The organism is Amycolatopsis sp. NPDC051371 (assembly GCF_040682155.1).
Lineage (GTDB): Bacteria > Actinomycetota > Actinomycetes > Mycobacteriales > Pseudonocardiaceae > Amycolatopsis.
This window is the reverse complement of the sequence record NZ_JBFBAG010000011.1, coordinates 37,442-53,552: the sequence shown is the minus strand read 5'-3', so window position 1 is coordinate 53,552 and position 16,111 is coordinate 37,442. Positions and strand designations below refer to the sequence as shown.

Below are 16,111 nucleotides of genomic sequence, written 5' to 3'. Positions count from 1 at the left end.
GGACCTTCCCCTCAGGACGAATAGACGTGGTAGGCGGCGGTGATCGACTCGGCCACGGTCGCCCCGGCCGCGTCGGCGGCCGTGACGCGCAAGGAGACGTCCATGCCTCGGTACGCGTCCGTGGTCGCGGTGAAGTCCGCGTGGAAGACGCCGCCCCCGCGTGGGGTGACCGTCGCGTCCTGCCAGGTCGTGCCGTCGGTCGAGTACTGCACCGTCGCGGCCGTCACCGGAGAGTCCGCACTCTGCTGCAGGTGCCCGACCGTGAGGTCCAGGCCCTGGCGACCCGACGGCGTCGAGCCGTCCGGCCGCAGGCCGCCGACCGCGTACCCCAGGGTCAGCATCGGCTCGGCCGCGCACGCCCGATCCCGGCCGTCCGAGCCGCGCGCGCAGTACAGCGCCGGCGGGAGCGTCGCGCCCTCGACGTGCTGGGACTTCCACGTCCAGGCCGTGTGGGTGGCCGTGCTCTGGTGGTACATCGGGCCGGTGCGGCCCGCGTCGATCGTGAGCCCCAGGGTCGACGGCCCGGCCGCGACCTCCTGCTCCAGCGCCAGTTCGCTCCATCCCACCGGGCTGCCCTCGGCGATCGTCGCGCCGTCCTGGGTCAGCGTGTAGTGCCCGGTCATCGTGTCCGTCGCCTCGCCGGAGAAGCCGAACCCGGTGTGCCCGGGCTGGTTGTCGCTGAACGGCGTGATCGACAGCCGCAGCAGGTCGCCGGCGCGCGTCGCGGCCGGGATCTCCGGCGCGCTGCCGTCGGACAGCGGCAGCAGCGCCACGCCACCCGCCGGGTGCAGCGGGAACTTGTTCCAGTCCTCCGTGACCGTCGTGCCGCCGGTGTAGGCGTGGAACGGCTCGTACTGGCCCCCGGCCCACGCCGGGAACGGACCGGGCACGACGTACTTCGAGAATCCGCCGAACCAGCGCAGGTCCGGCCCGGCCGAGATGTACTCGGTCTGCTTCCGGGGCGTCTCGATCAGGTGCGACGCCCGGCCGCTGCTGTCCTCGAAGGAAAACATCCCGCTGCGCTGCCGCCGCCCGAGCGTCGCGTACTCGCTGAAGTAGGTCGCGTCCACCGCGGCGACGTCCTTCGCCGTGACCACGTACCGCTGCTGCGGAATCGTACCGACGCTTGCCTTCTGGAGCACGTATTCGTACGGCGTGCCCGGCCCCGGCGGGGACACCAGCCTGCTGTACGGGTACGTCTGCAGCGCGCCGGTCCGGACCGGCGCTGCCGTCGGCGACACCGAGATCGGCACGCCGGGCCCGGCGTCGAAGTCGACCAGCAACGCTGGCCCGGTCCTCGCGGCCCGGCGGAACAGGAACCCGGTGTCGTCGAGCAACGCCGGCCGCGGCGTCACCCAGGTGACCTTGCTGGAGGCGCGTGAAGCGTCCACCCGCACCGTCTTGTCCGCCTTGACCGCGAATTCGGGCTGCGCGCTGAACCGCACCTCGGTCGGGTTGCCGTCGGCGTCGGCGGTCCAGAACAGGCCGAGCGCGCTGTAGTTGCCGTCCGGCGCGCTGAACTTCGCCGTGCCGCCCGCGAAGTGGTTGACGTTCTCGTTCGGGTCGAGCAGGTTGCCGTCGTCGGTGTTGTACAGGAACGCGACGCCGGTGTCGGCCGGTTTGCCCGCGATGTCGTTGGCGTCGACCGACACCGTGCGCAGCACCGAGCGGGGCTGGGCAGCCCGCCGCTCCGGCGCCCCCGAGAGCGCGAAGTTCTTACCCCCGGCGAAGAGCCCCTGACCCCCGAAGTGGCCCCTCGCGTTGTCTTCCTTGAACTGCTTCGCCAAAGCGGCGCCGAACGTCGCCGGGTCGACCGGGACCGAAGCACCGGCCAGGAGCGCCTGGACGTCGAACAGGCTCAGGTCCAGGCCGCGCCCCAGGTAGGGGAGCGCGGTGCCGGGAACCTCGTAGTCGCGTTCGCCCAGCCGCAGGTGGACCAGCGCCCGTGCCATGCCCTTCTCGGCGACAGGCTGGACGTCGTACAGGGACCGGCCGTCCGGCGTGGTCCGGACGGTGACCCGGTCACCGGTGGGCAGGGTGGCGGTGGCCGCTGTTGTCGCGGCCACCGCGGACGGCGGGGCGAGCCCGGTCAGTCCCGCCGAACCGGCGAGCAGGACCGCGAACACCGAAAGTCTTCTTCGCACTGGCTCCTCCGTGTGGTTGTTGATCACCACTACGACGAGCCAGACGCCGGACCCGTTGAGTCCGGTTCTCGATCTTCCGGAAGTTACCTCGATCGGGTCAACGACCGAGAGTCAGGAATGGGCCGCGGGCACCGGCCGCGCGACGCCGAAACCGCCGTACGGACCGGCTTTCGCGCGCTTGCGGACCTCGTCGAAGTGCCGGTGCACGGCTTCGGCCGCGGCGTCGGCGTCGCGCAGCAGGAGCGCGTCGACGATGACCTGGTGCCGTTTCGCGGTGGCCGTCGGCGACGACGCCGGCCCGCCCAGCTCGCTTTCCGCGATCCGGTAGACGTCCCAGAACAGTCCGGTGAGCTCGCGCGCGAGGTCGAACCCGGCCTCGGCGCAGATGAGGTCGTGGAACTCGCGGTCGGCCTCCGCCGCGTCGGGACCCTTGCGCTTCATCCGCGCGACGCACGCCTGCAGCTCTTCGACCAGGCCGGGCCGGTGGTCGGTGGCGACGCGGCGGGTCAGCTCGGTCTCGAGCATCTCCCGCACCTCGAGCAGGTCGCGCAGCCGTCCGACGTCGGTGGCGCCGCGGGCGCGGGTGCGGAAGAGCAGCCAGGTCTGCAGCGACTCCGACCCGGCGGAGCCGACGAACGTGCCGTAGCCGTGGCGGATCTCGACGATGCCGAGGGCCTGCAGGGCCTTGATCGCCTCGCGGATGGAGTTGCGGCTGACGCCGATGTCGTCCATCAGGCTCAGCTCGGTGGGCATGGGTGCGCCCGGCGAGAGCTCCCGCTCGACGATCAGGTCGATGATGCGCTTGGTGATCTCTTCGCTGCGCTGCGGACGGGCCACTGCTGTCCTCCCCGGATGCGTCGTGAGAGGACATCCTACGTCATACGTCCAGAAGGGTTGACCGGCACGCGAACGCATCCTAGGCTCACGCCGGTCATAGGACGTCCCATGTCCTACCGTTCGAGGCCCGCAGGAGACAGCGATGTCCCAGAGCCCGTCGCTCAGCCGCCGCCAGTTGCTGCGCTACACCACCTTCGCCGGGGCGGCTTTGGCGTTCCCGACCGTGCTCGCCGCGTGCGGCGGACCGGCGTCCACCAACAAGACCGGCAGTTCGGCGGGCTCGCTGACCGCCGTCATCGGCTACGGCAACAACCAGACGTGGGACCCGCTGCAGACCGCGTCCGCGTTCTCGATGGCCGCGATCCTGCACTGCTACGAGTCCCTCGTGGAGGGTGACCCGATCACCCGCGCGCCCTTCCCCGGCCTGGCGAAGGCGCTGCCGGCCGACGTCAGCGGCACGAGCCTGAAGTTCGAGCTCCGCGACGGCGCGAAGTGGCACGACGGCCGGCCGGTGACGGCCGACGACGTCGTCTTCACCTACGCCCGCGCGCTCGACGAGAAGGAGAACGTGCTGATCCACAGCTTCTTCTCGCACTGGCTGCAAGAGGTTCGCAAGACCGGCGACCGCTCGGTCGAGTTCGTCCTCAAGTTCCCCTTCCCGTACGCGCTGCAGCGGATCCAGTGCTGCAAGATCGTCCCGAAGCACGTCTACGACGGCAAGTGGGACGACGCCAAGGGGGGCAAGGTCGTCGGCTCCGGCCCGTACAAGGTCGTCGAGCAGGCACCGCTGTCCCACACCAGCTTCGAGAAGTTCGCCGACTACAACGGCCCGCGCCCGGCGGCCTACGACAAGATGCTGTGGAAGTCCATCGTGGACTCCGCCCCGCGCGTCGCCGCGATCTCCGGCGCCACGCCGGACGCGCAGATCGCCGAGAACATCCCGGCCGCCAACGCCGACCAGCTCCGCAAGGCCGGCCGCACGGTCGAGTTCGCCGACGGCGGCAACAACCTCTTCCTGCTCTTCAACACCGCGCACAAGCCGTTCGACAGCAACCTCGTCCGGCAGGCGCTGCACTACGCCATCGACAAGCAGAAGATGATCGACATCGGGCTGAAGGGCGCCGGCTCGCCCGGCACGTCGTTCATCAACCCGAAGCTGCCGTCCTCGCAGCCGGCGTCGCAGGACTTCGTCTACAACCCCGAGAAGGCGAAGCAGCTGCTGCAGCAGGCCGGTGCCACCGGGCTGAAGGTCACGCTGTCCACGACGAACACCTCGCTCGTCGCCGACTGCGTCAAGGTGATCAAGGAGGGCTGGGACGCGATCGGCGTCCAGACCACTTTGGACTCCCAGGACACCAAGGCGCTGTTCTCCAAGCTGGACGCGGGCACCGACTTCCAGGTCGTCGCCACGACCAACAACCCGCTGCAGTTCGGCAACGACCCCGACCTGATGATCCGGTACTACTACGACGCCAAGTCCATCCTCACGAGCAAGTACGCCCGCTTCACCGGCCCCGACGCCCAGTCCCTGCTCACCCTGCAGGACCAGGCCGCGGCGGAGACCGACGAGGCCAAGCGGACCTCGTTGAACAAGCAACTGCTGGACCGGATCTCCGAGCAGGCCGTCATCTACCCGGTCGTGTTCACCCAGCTCGGCACGGCGTGGGACCCGAAGGCGATCTCCGGCGTGCGCGCCCAGGGTTACCCGGGCATCTACCTGAACCAGGCCAAGCCGGTCTAAGAGGAGAACATCCGTGGCCGTCGTCGTGCGGATGCTGCTCAGCCGCATCCTCGCCCTGATCCCGCTGCTGCTCGGCGTGATCCTGTTCGTGTTCATCGTGATGCGGTTCGCGCCGGTCGACCCGGCGCTGGCCGCGTTCGACGGCGCGAACGCCACCGCCGAGCAGCTGCAGCAGTTCCGGCTCGAGAACGGGCTGCTGGACCCGCTGCCGCTGCAGTACGTCCACTTCGTCTGGCACCTGGCCCAGGGTGACTTCGGCACCAGCGTGATCACCAAGCAGCCGGTCGGCGAGACCATCTCGACCGCGCTGCCGCTGACCGTCCAGCTCACCCTGCTCGGCCTGGTCATCGCGCTGGTGACGGCGTTGGTGCTCGGCGTGACGTCGGCGCTGTTCCGCGACCGCTGGCCGGACAAGGTGATCCGCGTGGTCACCCTGGCCGGGGTCGCCGCGCCGGCGTTCTGGGTGGCGCTGCTGCTCGTCCAGTGGCTGGCGGTCGGCCAGGGCCTGTTCCCGACCAGCGGCTACGTCAGCCCGGCCGACTCCTTCGGCGGCTGGCTGAACTCGCTGACGCTGCCCGCGGTCTCCCTGGCGCTGCCGGTGGCCGCGCAGCTGACGCGGGTGATCCGGACGTCGATGGTCGAGGAGCTGGACAAGGACTACGTCCGCACCGCGCGCGGCGGCGGCCTGCCGCCGGTGGTCGTGGTCGGGCGCAACGTGCTGCGCAACGCGCTGGTCACGCCGCTGACCGTGCTCGGCCTGCGGGTCGGCTACCTGCTGGGCGGCGCCGTCGTCATCGAGACGATGTTCGCGCTGCCGGGGATGGGACAGAACATGATCCAGGCCGTCACCGACGGCGACACCGCCAAGGTGCAGGGCTTCGTCATCACGATCGCGATCGGGTTCGTGCTGGTCAACCTGGTCGTCGACGTCCTGTACCTGATCGCGAACCCGCGCCTGCGGAGCCACGCGTGAAGCGCCTGCGCGCGGCCTGGCCCGCGCTCGCGATCCTCGGCGTCCTGCTCCTGGTCGCCGTGCTCGGCACGCTCGTCGCGACGCACAACCCGGACGCGCTGAGCACCGACACCGGCGGCCCGAGCGGCACGCACTGGTTCGGGACGGACACGTCGGGCCGGGACATCTTCTCCCGGCTCGTCGCCGGCACGCGCTGGTCGCTCGCCATCGGCCTGGGGGCGGTGGCGCTCGCGCTCGTGTCGGGGGCGGTGATCGGGGCGTTCGCCGCGACCTCGCACCGCCGGGTGGACGCCGTGGTCATGCGCGTGCTGGACGTCATCATGGCGTTCCCCGGTATCGCGCTGGCCGCGGTGCTCGTCGCGGTGTTCGGCCACGGCATCCTGGTCCTGATCCTGGCCATCGGGTTCCTCAACATGCCGCCGGTGGCGAGGGTGATCCGGGCGAACGTCCTGGCCCAGTACGGCGAGGACTACGTCGCGGCCGAACGCGTCATCGGGGCGAGGCGCTTCTTCGTGCTGACCCGGCACGTCGCGATCAACTGCGCCGCCCCGGTGCTCGTGTACTGCACGGTCACCGTGGCCGACGCGATCGTGTTCGAGGCGTCGCTGTCGTTCATCGGCGCCGGCATCCAGCCGCCGGACCCGTCCTGGGGCTCGGTGCTCGCCGACGGCAAGGACCTGGTGCTCACCGGCGGCTGGTGGGCGACGCTGTTCCCCGGCCTGCTCATCCTGGTCACGGTCCTCGCGCTCAACATCCTGTCGGAGCGCATCTCGGACGCCTGGGCGGCGCCGTCGGCCCGCGCCGTCAAGGCGGCCGAAGTCGCGAAGGCCGTCGCCAAGCGGGAAGACGCCGACACCGCGCCCGTCCTGCCGATCGCCGGCCTGCGGGAAGCGGGGGACCGGCTGGCCCGCACCGCTCGTTCGCTCGACCACCGCGAGACCGTCCTGGAAGTCGACCGGCTCCGGATCGCGTTCCCCGGCCGCCACGAAGGCGTCGACGTCGTCGACGGTGTGTCCTTCAGCGTCCGAGCCGGCGAAGTGCTCGGCCTGATCGGCGAGTCCGGCTGCGGCAAGACGCTCACCGCACTGTCGATCCTCGGCCTCGAGCCCGCGACCGCCCGCGTGTCCGGCCAGATCCGGTTCGCCCAGCGCGACCTCCTCGCGCTGCGCCCCGGCGGCCGCCGCCGCCACCTCGGCCACGACATCGCGATGATCTACCAGGACGCGCTCAGCTCCCTCAACCCGGCGATGACCATCCGCGCCCAGCTCAAGCAGTTCACCCGCCGCGGCGGCACCCGCACCCCGGCCGAGCTGCTGGAGCTGGTCAACCTCGACCCCGAACGGACGCTGCGCGCCTACCCGCACGAACTGTCGGGTGGCCAGCGTCAGCGTGTGCTGATCGCCATGGCGCTTTCACGGGACCCGAAGCTGATCGTCGCCGACGAGCCGACGACGGCTCTGGACGTCACCGTGCAAGCCCAGATCATGGCGCTGCTGCTGCGGCTGCAGGAGGAGCTCGGCTTCGCGCTCATCCTCGTCTCGCACGACCTCGCGCTGGTGTCCGAGATCGCCGACCGCGTCGTCGTCATGTACGGCGGGCAGGTCGCCGAGCTGGGCGCCACCGCCGAGGTCGTCGGCTCGCCCCGCCACCACTACACGCGCGGCCTCCTCAGCGCGGTGCTGTCGCTGGAAGAGAATGAGGCCCGGCTCACCCAGATCAAGGGCGTCGTCCCGGCCCCGGCCGAGTTCCCGGCCGGCTGCCGCTTCGCCGACCGCTGCCCGGCCGCGCGCGCCAAGTGCCACGAAGAAACCCCGGTCCGCTTCGGCGAGCCGGTCGACCACCTCGTCGCCTGCCACTTCCCGGCGGTCGACATCGCCCGCGAGAAGGAGGCGACGGCGTGAACCTCCTGGAACTCGACGGCGTCCACGTCGTGCACAAGATCCGCGGCCGCGGTCTCTTCGGCCACGCCAGCGTCTACGCCCTCACCGACGCCCACCTGGTCGTCAATCCCGGCGAGACGATCGGCGTCGTCGGCGAGTCCGGCTGCGGCAAGTCGACCCTGGCCAAGGTGATCGTCGGCCTGCAGCCCCCGACCGCGGGCACGGTCCGCTTTCGCGGGAAGCCCCTCGACGAGGGTTCCGGGCGGGAGGTCGGCATGGTCTTCCAGGACCCGTCGACCGCGCTGAACCGCCGCCTCGCCGTCGCCAAGATCATCCGCGATCCCCTCGACGTGCACCGCGTCGGGACGCCGGCCGAGCGCGACGACCGCGTCCGCGAGCTGATGTCGCTGGTCGGCCTGCCCGCCAGCGCCGCCGACGCGGTACCCGGCCAGCTCTCCGGCGGCCAGCGCCAGCGCGTCGCCATCGCGCGGGCCCTGGCCCTGCGGCCCGCGCTGCTGGTCGCCGACGAGCCGACGTCCGCCCTCGACGTCTCGGTCCGCGCCCAGATCCTCAACCTGCTGCTCGACCTGCGCGAACAGCTGGAGCTGGCGATGGTGTTCGTCTCCCACGACATCCAGACCGTCAAGAAGATGAGCGACCGGATCGTCACGATGTACCTCGGCCGGGTCGTCGAAGAAGCCCCGGCAACGGCGTTGCCGGACGAGGCCCGGCACCCGTACACGCGGGCCCTCTTCTCGGCGACGCCCAGCCTGCTTCACGCGGTCGAGCCGATCGTGCTCACCGGGCCGGTGCCGTCGGCGACGAACCCGCCGAGCGGCTGCCCGTTCCGCACCCGCTGCCCGAAGGCCACCGACGAGTGCGCCGCCGACCTGCCGCCGCTCGCCGCGGCCGAGGGCGGGCACACCTACCGCTGCATCCATCCCGAGATCCCTACCGGAGTGAGCGCCTGATGCCGAAGTTCGCCGGAATCGTCCCGCCGCTGTGCACGCCGTTCAACGACGACTTCAGCGTGGACACCGACTCGCTGCGGCGCCACGTCGAGGTCCAGCTCGACGCCGGCGTCCACGGCGTGTTCGTCCTCGGCTCCTCCAGCGAGGTCGCCTTCCTGCCCGACGCCCAGCGTCGCGTCGTCGTCGAAACGACGGTCGACCAGGTCGCCGGCCGCGTCCCGGTGCTCGTCGGCTGTATCGACATGACGACATTGCGGGTCGCCGAGCACATCAAGGCGGCCGAAGCCGCCGGGGCCGACGCCGTCGTCGTCACCGCGCCGTACTACACGCGGACCCACGTCGCCGAGGTCGACCGGCACTTCCGCCTGCTGCACGAGCGCACGGCGCTGCCGATCGTCGCCTACGACATCCCGGTCGCGGTGCACACGAAGCTCGACGGCGGGATGGTCCTCGACCTGGCCGCCGACGGCGTCATCGCCGGGCTGAAGGACTCCAGCGGCGACGAAGCCGCGTTCCGGGCCGTGCTGCTGGGCAAGCGCGACCGCGGCCTCGACACCTTCGCCGTGTTCACCGGGTCCGAGCTGGTCGTGGACGCGGCCCTGGCGATGGGCGCCGACGGCGCCGTCCCGGGCCTCGGCAACGTCGACCCGGTCGGGTACGTGCTCATCCACGACCACTTCAAGTCCGGCAACCTGGCCGCGGCCCGCCGCGAGCAGGAGCGGCTGCTGAAGCTGTTCTCGATCACGTCCGTGGCGCCGCCGAGCCGGATGGGCCGCGGTTCGGCCGGGCTAGGTGCCTTCAAGGCCGCGATGAAGATGCGCGGGTTCATCGACAACGCTGTCATGGCGCCGCCGCAGCTTCCCCTGGACGACGAGGAACTGCTGCGGATCAAGGAGAAGCTCGCCGAAGCGGGTCTGCTCTGATGCTCCACTACGGCGCCGACTACAACCCGGAGCACTGGCCCGACGAGGTCCGCCGGGAAGACCTCAAGCTGATGGCCGAAGCGGGCGTCACGATGGTGACGGCGGGGATCTACTCGTGGGCCGGCGTCGAACCGCGGCCGGGGGAGTACGACTTCGGCTGGTTCGACGACGTCATGGACGGCCTCGCCGGCGCGGGAGTCCAGGTCTGCCTGGCGACGATGACCGCGTCCCCGCCGCCGTGGCTGTCCCACGCGCACCCGGAGATCCTGCCGGTACGCGCTGACGGCGTCCGGCTGTCCCCGGGCGCCCGGCAGCAGTTCTGCCCGTCGAGCCCGGTGTACCGCTCGCACGCTTCGCGGCTGGTTTCCGAATTGGCGACGCGTTACGCGGGGCATCCGGCGCTCGCGATGTGGCACGTCGGCAACGAGTTCGGCTGTCACATCCGGGCGTGCTACTGCGATGAGTCGGCCTCGGATTTCCGTCGCTGGCTGCGTGAGCGTTACGAGACGATCGAGGCGCTCAACGCCGCCTGGACGACCACTTTCTGGGCGCAGCACTACTCTGCGTGGGACGAAATCCTGCCGCCGCGCGTCGCGCCGACGTTCCCCAACCCCGCGCAGCAGCTGGACTTCCACCGGTTCTCCTCCGACGCCTCACTCGGCTGTTTCCTGACAGAACAGGCCGTGCTGCGCCGGCTCACCCCGGACACGCCGATCACGACCAACTTCGTCGGCCTGGTGCAGAAAGCCCTCGACTGGCACACGTGGACGCCGCACGAGGACGTCGTCAGCCTCGACTCCTACCCGGACCCGTACGACCCGCGCGCCCACGTCGAAGCCGCGTTCGCCTACGACCTCGTCCGGTCCACGAAGGACCAGCCGTGGATGCTGCTCGAACAGGCGCCGAGCGCGGTGAACTGGCGGCCCCGCAACAGCCCCAAGCCGCCGGGCGCGATGCGGCTCGGCAGCTGGCAGGCCATCGCCCAGGGCGCCGACGCCGTGCTCTTCTTCCAATGGCGGCAGACGAGTGGCGGCGCCGAGAAGTTCCACTCGGCGATGGTCCCGCACGGCGGCCGCGAGACCCGGACGTTCCGTGAGACTGCATCTCTCGGGCAGGAACTGGCGCGGGTGCCCGAGCTGGCCGGGACGCACGTGCGTGCCGACGTCGCCCTGCTGCACGACTGGCCGAGCTGGTGGGGCCTCGAACTGGACTCGCACCCGGCGGCGCTCGAGCAGCTGGAGACGCACCTCGCGCACTACGCGCCGTTGTTCGACGCCAACATCACCTGCGACGTCGTCCACCCTCTGCGGGATCTCACGCGCTACAAGCTCGTGGTCGTCCCGAACTTGTACCTGCTGGAACAGGCTTCCGCGGACAATCTGCGCGCGTACGTCGCGGGTGGCGGGCACGTCGTGGTGTCGTACTTCAGCGGTATCGTCGACGGCTGTGACCGCGCGTACCTCGGCGGTCATCCCGCGCCGCTGCGGGATCTCCTCGGCCTGCGGGTCGACGAATTCTGGCCCCTGACCGGGTCGATCGCGCTGGAATTCGCCGACGGAAAAACGGATTCCGGGTCGATCTGGTCCGAATGGATCGAACCCGAAGGCGCCGAAGTGGTCGCGTCGTTCGCCTCCGGTGACCTGATCGGGCGGCCCGCCATCACCCGGCACGCGTTCGGCGACGGCGTCGCCTGGTACCTCGGCACCCGGCCGGACTTGGGTCCGCTGCTCGACCGCGTCGCGGCGGAGGCCGGCGTGACGCGGGTTCTGGAGGCCCCGCCGGGTGTCCAGGCGGTCGTCCGGCACGGCGCAGAAAGCGCTTACCTGATCATGCTCAACCACGGCACCGAGCCGGTCACCGTCGACCTGCCGCGCGCCGCGCCGGACCTGCTCACCGACCCGTCGCGGCCGGTCAGCGAGGTTCGGCTCGCTCCGCGAGGTGTCGCCGTCCTGAAGGGATGAGAATGAGAACACTGGGGAGATGGGCCGCTCTGGTGGCCCTGGTGGCGAGCTCGCTGCTCGCCGTGAGCCCGGCGCAGGCCGCGCCGCAGTTCGACCAGCAGGTGCTGTTCAAGGCGGCGCAGGACCCCGGGTACAGCTGCTTCCGGATCCCGGCGATCGTGAAGTCCGCCCACGGCACGCTGCTGGCGTTCGCCGAAGGCCGCGTCGACAACTGCGGCGACACCGGTGACATCGACCTCGTGCTCAAGCGTTCCACCGACGGCGGCAAGACGTGGTCGCCGCTGCAGGTCGTCAACCGCGGGGGCGGGGACACGCACGGCAACCCGGTGCCCATGGTGGACCGCCGCACCGGGCGGATCGTGCTGGTCACGACGTACAACAAGGGCCGCACCGACGACAAGGCGTGCGACGTCCCGTGCCCGCGCACCCCGCACTCGCAGTACAGCGACGACGACGGCCTGACGTGGTCCACTCCGGTCGACATCAGCGCGCAGGCCAAGCTGCCGAGCTGGGACTCGTGGTACGCGTCCGGCCCGGTGCACGGGATCCAGCTGACTCGCGGCCGCCACGCGGGACGTCTCGTGTTCGGCGTCAACGCGGAAACCAGCGACGGCACGAACTCGATCGAGAACCACGCCGGGCTCGTCTACAGCGACGACGGCGGGCGCAGCTGGCACGTCGGCGCGGTGGACAGCTACCCGCACCCGGTCGGCGGGACGTACCCGCAGAAGCCGTCCGAAGTGACGGTGGTCGAGCTGGCCGACGGGTCGATCTACGCCGGCGGCCGCGAGCAGGGCGGCACGGACATCGGCAACCGCGACTACGCCATCAGCCGCGACGGCGGCGAGACGTTCTCCCGGTCCTTCACCGCCATCCCCGACCTGGTGACGCCGATGGTGCAGGGGGCGGTGCTGCGCGTCGGGAACCGTCTGCTGTTCTCCTCGCCGTCGGACACCGACCGGCGGCGCTGGATGATGATCCGGTCGTCGTACGACAACGGGCGGACGTGGGAGAACGCCGAGCAGGGCACGCAGATCACCACGGACTGGTCCGGCTACTCGGACCTGGTGCAGATCGGCGGCTCGGAGATCGGGCTCCTGTACGAAGGCGGCGCGGTCGACGCGCGTGACGAGATCCGCTTCGCGCGCTTCGACGAGTCGTACCTGGGCTGGAAGAACTCGGCCGGACCGTCCACACCGGACGTGTCCGGGCATGCGGACGCCCGGGTGCTCGGTGGCGCTTCCCTTGCGGCGGGCCGTTTCGGCGGTGCTGTGACGCTGGACGGCGTCGACGACTACGTCCGGGTGCCGTACGACCCGGCACAGCCTCCGGGAGAGGGTGACCTGACGTGGACGGGCTGGTTCCGGTATGGCGCCACGAAGGGAAACCAGGTGCTGTTCTGGCTGGGCGGGATGGGATCGACGGCGCCCCAGCTGTGGTTGCGCGGTGAACCGGCCAACCACCGGCTGATCGCGATGATGACGACGTCGGCCGGGAGCGCGTCGATCTCGTCAGCCCAGGCGTACGACGACCAGGCCTGGCACCATGTGGCTCTCGAGCGCGCGGGCGGTCGGTTGGTGCTGTGGGTCGACGGCGTCCAGGCCGCTTCCGGGGCCGCGGTCGCCGGTTCGGTGAGCCGGACGGTGTCGTTCCAGCTGCAGCTGGGGCAGCGGCTGGACAACCAGTTCCGCTGGAACGGCTCGTTCGACGAGGTCAGGTTCTACCGCCGGGCGTTGACGGCGGCGGAACTCGACGCTGTCCGGCTGCGGAACGCGGCGGTTCCGGGGGGCCAGGTGCTGCGGCTGCCCTTCGACCGGATCCACGGCTGAGGTGAGACGCCGCCGGCGGTGCCGAACGCACCGCCGGCGGCCTCCGGTTCGAAGGCGGTTCTGGGGCCTTTGTGCTCTGGCGCCGGTCTTCCCGGCGTGTTCGGATCGTGGTCCGGAGGTAACCAAGGGGGCCGTCGGTGACGCCGGCCAGAGGAGCACGGTCGCCATCGGTCTGGCGGACGAGTTCGCCGTCCTCACCTGCGACCGCCGCGCCAATTCGCGCAGCCCGCGCCCGGCCGGCTGGTCCACCACGACCATCGAAGAGCAGGCGGACGACGCGTACGCACTGGTCATGGCACTGGGTCTCGCTCCGGCCGTCGCCTGCGACAACAGCATGGGAGCGATGATCCTCACCGATCTCACGCTGCGGCACCCGGAAGTGGTGCGCGGCGCCATCTTCCACGAGCCGCCGTCGAAAAGTTCCAGCGCTGGGTGGCGGGTGACGACGCCTACGACGCGTTCGATCCGGAGTTCAAGGCTCGGCTGCTGGCCGACGGTGATGCTTGTTCGGCGTCGAACTGACTCCGGCTTTCGGTTACCTCCCCGGTGAAGTCAGCTCGCCGGTGTGCGCGCGCCGTGCGTCGTCACGACGGGTGTGGACAACCGGGATCCGGGGCCACCCACCACTGGCTGTTCGAGTGTTCCCGCTGGCTCTCCGATCGGCTCGGCGCGCGGCTGGTGGAGACCCCCGGCGGGCACGTTCCGCAGCTCACGCACGCGGCGGAGCTGGTGGACCTGCTCCGGCCGATGGTGCGCTCGCTCGCCCGGACCACGGGCTGAACGCGGTTCAGACCGTCCGGCAGGAGAGCTGCGGCCGGCTGGAAGCGTCGCCGTTTCCGGTCACCGCGTTGAAGCCGAACGTCGTCGAGCCGCCCGCGTCGAGTTTCGCGTTCCAGTCCGCGCTGTCCACCGTCACCGTCGAGCCCTCGACCGTGAACGTCCCGTTCCACAGACCCGCGATGTGGTGCCCGTCGGGCAGGGACCAGCGGACGCTCCAGCCGCGCAGGCCGGTGCCGTGGTCGTTGCGGACCGTCACCTGGACCTGGTAGCCGCCCGGCCAGGAGGTCGTCACCGCGTAGCTGGCCGCGCAGCCCAGGTCGGCGGGGGGTGTAGTGGTCGTCGGTGGGGGTGTGACCGGGGGAGTGGACGTCGCCGGCGCGGCGACCGGGGTGCTGCCGTCCGGCACGAGCGCCGTCCCGATCACCACACCCAGGGCCAGCAGGACGGCGCCGCCCGCGGACGCCAGCACCGCCCGCCGGCGCGGGCGGGGGAGGCGCAGCATGCGGGTTTCGGTGCGCGGGCGGGGGCGCGGCGGGGGCAGCGGACGGCCGCCGGTGACCGCCTCGAACAGCTCCTGGACCTCCGCCATCGCCGGGCGCTGGGCCGGGTCGCGCTGCAGGAGGCGGGTGAGCGCTTCGGCGAGCGGGCCGCTGTGCGTCGGCGGAATCGGGTCCTCCCGAGCCACCCGCAGCAGCAGCGCGATCGCGTTGTCGTCGTTGCCGAACGGCGGGCGGCCTTCCAACGCGCGGTAGAGCGTCGCGCCGAGGGAGAACACGTCGGCCGGGAAGCCGGCTTCGCCGCCGCCCGCGACCTCGGGGGAAAGGTAGGCCGGCGTGCCCGCGATGAAGCCGCCGCCGGTCACGGTGCCTTCGCCGGTGGCGCGGGAGATGCCGAAGTCGGCGATCTTGGCGACCCCGTCGTCGGCGAGGAGGACGTTGGCCGGGGTGACGTCCCGGTGCACGATGCCTTCGGCGTGCGCGGCCGCCAGTGCGGAGGCGACCTGCACGCCGATGCGCGCGACCTCGTCGGCGGGCAGGCGCTCCCGGTCGAGCAGGACGTCGGCCAGGCTCCGCGACGGCAGGTACTCCATCACGAGGTACGGCTCGCCGGCCTCCTCGACGACGTCGTGCACGGTGATCGCGTGCGGGTGCCGCAGCCGTGCGGTCAGCCGGGCCTCCCGCAGCGCGCGCAGGGCGGCCTGCTCGCCGGCGGCCTGCCCGATCGCCGGGTCGTACCCCAGCTGCTTGACGGCGACGACGCGGTCGAGCCGCTCGTCGCGGGCGCGCCAGACGACGCCCATGGCGCCCTGGCCGACCCGTTCGGTCAGCCGGTAGCGCCCGGCGATCAGCGGTCCTGCGTCGGTCACGACGACCTCCCGGCCTTCCCCGGAACACACGGATGCGGGGGACGATCGGTTCGAGCTTAACGACCCGCGGTCCGGGACGCCGACGAACGCTCCGGAAGCCATGAAGGGCACCCCCATGGCTTTGAAACCCATCAGGGTGCCCCTCATGGAGCTGGGGCAGGCCGCGTCCTCACCCGGCGAGCGCGTGCAGCTGGTCCCACGTCGGCACGTACGGCGTGAACCGCAGCGTCATCCCCGCCTCGGCCGGCAGCTTGTCCGCCTTCCGCGCGTTGCAGCTGCGAGACGCGCCGCCGCAGGCCGCGACCGTGTTGAGCCAGGATGTCCGCGCGCCGCCGCGGCTCAGCGGCGTCACGTGGTCGATCGTCGTGGCGCGGCGGCCGCAGTACGCGCAGCGGTGGCCGTCGCGGGTCAGCACCCCGCGGCGGGACCAGCGGGGCGGCTGCGTATATCGCCACTTCATGACGACGTACCTCAGCAACCGCACGGTCTTCGGGCGCGGGAACAGCCCGTAGGCGAGACCGTCTTCGGCCTCGTGGATCTCGGCGACGTGCCGCACCAGCATCCGGATGGCGTGCGGAACGGACACGGTCTGGAGCGGCTCGTAACCGGCGTTGAGCACCAGTACACGCATGGAAAACCCCTTTCGATGATGCAAAAGCCGCCCGTCGGCTGGTCCGGCGGGCGGCTTCTGCCTGGTGCGCATCAT

Annotated in this window: 13 protein-coding genes; 9 read left to right on the top strand and 4 right to left on the bottom strand. The window is 71.1% G+C overall.

The window, feature by feature from the left end; genetic code table 11:
• Positions 1-11: 11 nt before the first annotated feature.
• Complete coding sequence (locus AB0M59_RS16040) at positions 12-2,144, bottom strand: hypothetical protein (protein WP_364615003.1); 2,133 nt, start codon at positions 2,142-2,144, stop codon at positions 12-14.
• Positions 2,145-2,255: 111 nt separating this feature from the next.
• Complete coding sequence (locus AB0M59_RS16035) at positions 2,256-2,981, bottom strand: FadR/GntR family transcriptional regulator (RefSeq protein WP_364615001.1); 726 nt, start codon at positions 2,979-2,981, stop codon at positions 2,256-2,258.
• A 142-nt stretch (positions 2,982-3,123) separates the two neighbouring features.
• Here AB0M59_RS16035 and AB0M59_RS16030 point away from each other — a divergent pair, with 142 nt between their 5' ends.
• Genes AB0M59_RS16030 through AB0M59_RS15990 form a run of 9 tightly spaced genes read left to right on the top strand, consistent with a single transcriptional unit; the run spans position 3,124 to position 14,039 of the window.
• Positions 3,124-4,722: an ABC transporter substrate-binding protein gene (locus AB0M59_RS16030; RefSeq protein ID WP_364614998.1), complete on the top strand. Its 1,599-nt coding sequence runs from the start codon at positions 3,124-3,126 to the stop codon at positions 4,720-4,722.
• A gap of 13 nt (positions 4,723-4,735) precedes the next feature.
• On the top strand, positions 4,736-5,695 hold the full coding sequence (locus tag AB0M59_RS16025; protein ID WP_364614995.1) for an ABC transporter permease: 960 nt from the start codon (positions 4,736-4,738) through the stop codon (positions 5,693-5,695).
• Positions 5,692-7,596, top strand: a complete 1,905-nt coding sequence (locus AB0M59_RS16020; RefSeq protein ID WP_364614992.1) for a dipeptide/oligopeptide/nickel ABC transporter permease/ATP-binding protein — start codon at positions 5,692-5,694, stop codon at positions 7,594-7,596. Before AB0M59_RS16025 ends, AB0M59_RS16020 begins: the two co-directional genes overlap by 4 nt.
• Positions 7,593-8,546: an ABC transporter ATP-binding protein gene (locus tag AB0M59_RS16015; protein WP_364614989.1), complete on the top strand. Its 954-nt coding sequence runs from the start codon at positions 7,593-7,595 to the stop codon at positions 8,544-8,546. The genes AB0M59_RS16020 and AB0M59_RS16015 overlap by 4 nt, the downstream gene beginning before the upstream one ends.
• Complete coding sequence (locus AB0M59_RS16010) at positions 8,546-9,469, top strand: dihydrodipicolinate synthase family protein (protein WP_364614986.1); 924 nt, start codon at positions 8,546-8,548, stop codon at positions 9,467-9,469. The genes AB0M59_RS16015 and AB0M59_RS16010 overlap by 1 nt, the downstream gene beginning before the upstream one ends.
• Complete coding sequence (locus AB0M59_RS16005; protein ID WP_364614983.1) at positions 9,469-11,430, top strand: beta-galactosidase; 1,962 nt, start codon at positions 9,469-9,471, stop codon at positions 11,428-11,430. The genes AB0M59_RS16010 and AB0M59_RS16005 overlap by 1 nt, the downstream gene beginning before the upstream one ends.
• A 2-nt stretch (positions 11,431-11,432) precedes the next feature.
• Positions 11,433-13,259, top strand: a complete 1,827-nt coding sequence (locus tag AB0M59_RS16000) for a sialidase family protein (RefSeq protein WP_364614980.1) — start codon at positions 11,433-11,435, stop codon at positions 13,257-13,259.
• A gap of 1 nt (position 13,260) precedes the next feature.
• Positions 13,261-13,809 (top strand): alpha/beta fold hydrolase, encoded by a 549-nt coding sequence (locus AB0M59_RS15995; RefSeq protein ID WP_364614977.1) that lies wholly within the window; start codon positions 13,261-13,263, stop codon positions 13,807-13,809.
• A 26-nt stretch (positions 13,810-13,835) separates the two neighbouring features.
• Positions 13,836-14,039 (top strand): hypothetical protein, encoded by a 204-nt coding sequence (locus AB0M59_RS15990; protein ID WP_364614974.1) that lies wholly within the window; start codon positions 13,836-13,838, stop codon positions 14,037-14,039.
• Between the two features lie 7 nt (positions 14,040-14,046).
• Here AB0M59_RS15990 and AB0M59_RS15985 read toward each other — a convergent pair whose 3' ends face one another.
• Together AB0M59_RS15985 and AB0M59_RS15980 are read right to left on the bottom strand one after the other, a co-directional pair.
• Positions 14,047-15,405: a protein kinase gene (locus tag AB0M59_RS15985; protein WP_364614971.1), complete on the bottom strand. Its 1,359-nt coding sequence runs from the start codon at positions 15,403-15,405 to the stop codon at positions 14,047-14,049.
• Positions 15,406-15,574: 169 nt separating this feature from the next.
• Positions 15,575-16,036: an HNH endonuclease gene (locus AB0M59_RS15980; RefSeq protein WP_364614968.1), complete on the bottom strand. Its 462-nt coding sequence runs from the start codon at positions 16,034-16,036 to the stop codon at positions 15,575-15,577.
• Between the last annotated feature and the right edge of the window lie 75 nt (positions 16,037-16,111).

Excerpts from the sequence above, each read along its gene's own strand:
- AB0M59_RS16010 (WP_364614986.1), top strand. The coding sequence starts at position 8,546 with ATGCCGAAGTTCGCCGGAATCGTCCCGCCGCTGTGCACGCCGTTCAAC.
- AB0M59_RS15980 (WP_364614968.1), bottom strand. The coding sequence starts at position 16,036 with ATGCGTGTACTGGTGCTCAACGCCGGTTACGAGCCGCTCCAGACCGTG.
- AB0M59_RS16030 (WP_364614998.1), top strand. The coding sequence starts at position 3,124 with ATGTCCCAGAGCCCGTCGCTCAGCCGCCGCCAGTTGCTGCGCTACACC.
- AB0M59_RS16000 (WP_364614980.1), top strand. The coding sequence starts at position 11,433 with ATGAGAACACTGGGGAGATGGGCCGCTCTGGTGGCCCTGGTGGCGAGC.
- AB0M59_RS16005 (WP_364614983.1), top strand. The coding sequence starts at position 9,469 with ATGCTCCACTACGGCGCCGACTACAACCCGGAGCACTGGCCCGACGAG.